Below are 2422 nucleotides of genomic sequence, written 5' to 3'. Positions count from 1 at the left end.
GCGGGAGCAAGCTCCCTCGCCACAGGTAATTCGTCCTATTCAACGTGGTGAAACCATGAAAACCCTCGAACAAACCGTCCCAATCCCTTCAGACCTTCCGGTCTATCTGAAGCTCGCCATGGTCACGATGATCTGGGGCGGGACCTTCGTGGCCGGGCGGATTCTCTCCGACGCCCTGACGCCCCTGTTCGCCGCCAGCCTGCGGTTCCTGCTGGCGAGCACAGCGCTGTTGTTGTTTCTGGGCTTGGCCGGCATTCCCCTGGCCAGGCCCAGCCTGAAGCAGGGCGTGCAACTGGCGGCACTGGGGTTTTTCGGTATCTTTTTCTACAACCTGTGCTTCTTTTATGGCCTGCAATACATCAGCGCGTCGCGCGCCTCGCTGATCGTGGCATTGAATCCGGCCGTGATCGGGTTGGCGTCCTGGTGGCTGTTCAAGGAGCGGTTGGGGCGCTTGAAAATCACCGGCATCGCGCTGTGCATCGGCGGCGCGGGGTTGGTGATCGTCAGTCGTGACCCTTCCTTGTTGCAGGCAACGGGACAGGGCTGGACCGGCGACCTGCTGATTTTTGGCTGTGTGTTGGGGTGGGGCATTTATTCGCTGTTTTCCCGGAGCCTCAATGAAAGCCTTGGCCCGTTGCAGACGGTCACCTGGTCGATTTTGTTGGGCACACTGATGTTGTGGGCGGCCTGCGCGACGGTGGGCGAGGTTCGCTTCGAGGCGTTGACCACGCTGGACACCCGGCAATGGCTGAGCCTGTTGTACCTCGGTGTGTTGGGCTCGGCCCTGGCCTACATCGCCTGGTACGACGGCATTCGCCGGATTGGCGCAACCCGTTCCGGCGTGTTCATCGCACTCAATCCGCTGACGGCGGTGTTGCTGGGGGCGTTGTTGCTGGACGAGCGGCTCACGGCCCTGATGTGCGTCGGCGGTGGCGTGATTCTGGCGGGCATTTTCCTCTGCAACAAACCCCTTGCACGGTCGGCGCAAAAGGCGATTTGATACAGAAGGCGGACAAATCCAGTTACGCTGTGTAGAATCGATTTACGCATATAAGAATAACGTCTTCTGGCAGCAGAAGCCTCGCCCGCAAGAGCCTTGGGTCGACAATGAAGATACTTGGGTTTCAACTGATCTATGGCGATTTCCTCGCCCGCAGCGTTCGTGGCATCTCCTGCGCGCCGCCCCGTGCCCTCAGCATCACTGGCAACTAACGTTTCCTGTTAATTGATAAGCATGATGAGGCGCCGACATGGCAGATCTATACGAAAACCCGATGGGCCTGATGGGCTTTGAATTCATCGAATTCGCGTCCCCTACGCCCAACACCCTGGAGCCGATCTTCGAGATCATGGGCTTCACCAAAGTCGCCACCCACCGCTCCAAGGATGTGCACCTGTATCGCCAGGGCGCAATCAACCTGATCCTCAACAACGAACCCCACAGCGTGGCTTCGTATTTCGCAGCCGAGCACGGCCCGTCGGTGTGCGGCATGGCGTTCCGGGTCAAGGACTCGCAAAAAGCCTACAAGCGCGCCCTGGAGCTTGGCGCCCAGCCGATCCATATCGAAACCGGCCCGATGGAGCTGAACCTGCCGGCGATCAAGGGCATCGGTGGTGCGCCGTTGTACTTGATCGACCGTTTCGGCGAAGGCAGCTCGATCTATGACATCGATTTCGTGTTCCTCGAAGGCGTCGACCGCAACCCGGTGGGCGCGGGCCTGAAAATCATCGATCACCTGACCCACAACGTGTATCGCGGGCGCATGGCCTATTGGGCGAACTTCTATGAGAAGCTGTTCAACTTCCGCGAGATCCGCTACTTCGACATCAAGGGCGAATACACCGGCCTGACCTCCAAGGCGATGACCGCTCCGGACGGCATGATTCGCATCCCGTTGAACGAAGAATCGTCCAAGGGCGCCGGCCAGATCGAAGAGTTCCTGATGCAGTTCAACGGCGAGGGCATCCAACACGTGGCGTTCCTCACCGACGACCTGATCAAGACGTGGGACCAGTTGAAGAAAATCGGCATGCGCTTCATGACCGCGCCGCCGGATACCTACTACGAAATGCTCGAAGGCCGCCTGCCGAACCATGGTGAACCTGTCGGTGAGCTGCAATCGCGTGGCATTCTGCTGGACGGTGCGTCCGAGCAGGGCGATAAGCGCCTGCTGCTGCAGATATTTTCGGAAACCCTGATGGGCCCGGTGTTCTTCGAGTTCATCCAGCGCAAGGGCGACGACGGCTTCGGCGAGGGCAACTTCAAGGCCTTGTTCGAATCGATCGAGCGCGACCAGGTGCGTCGTGGTGTGCTCGCTACCGAGTAACACCTGACCTCATGAAAAAGCCCGCCCGGCAGTGATGCCGGGCGGGCTTTTTATTGTCAATACACAACCCTTTGTGGGAGCGAGCTTGCTCGCGA

2 protein-coding genes are annotated in these 2422 nt (G+C 59.3%); both read left to right on the top strand.

The window, feature by feature from the left end:
* The first annotated feature begins 55 nt into the window (after positions 1–55).
* Positions 56–1000, top strand: coding sequence for a DMT family transporter (locus tag OC610_RS25650; protein ID WP_264431824.1), 945 nt, complete (start codon positions 56–58; stop codon positions 998–1000).
* Between the two features lie 250 nt (positions 1001–1250).
* Positions 1251–2327, top strand: coding sequence for a 4-hydroxyphenylpyruvate dioxygenase (gene hppD, locus OC610_RS25645; protein WP_030142212.1), 1077 nt, complete (start codon positions 1251–1253; stop codon positions 2325–2327).
* The last annotated feature ends 95 nt before the right edge of the window (positions 2328–2422 follow it).

The organism is Pseudomonas agronomica, from assembly GCF_025917275.1.
Taxonomy (GTDB): Bacteria; Pseudomonadota; Gammaproteobacteria; order Pseudomonadales; family Pseudomonadaceae; genus Aquipseudomonas; species Aquipseudomonas agronomica.
The sequence above is the reverse complement of the archived record's forward strand: the minus strand, read 5'-3'. Positions and strand labels throughout refer to the sequence as shown.

What these genes read in the sequence shown, in the direction of transcription:
- OC610_RS25650 (WP_264431824.1), top strand. Translation starts at nt 56, where the DNA reads ATGAAAACCCTCGAACAAACCGTCCCAATCCCTTCAGACCTTCCGGTC.
- hppD (WP_030142212.1), top strand. Translation starts at nt 1,251, where the DNA reads ATGGCAGATCTATACGAAAACCCGATGGGCCTGATGGGCTTTGAATTC.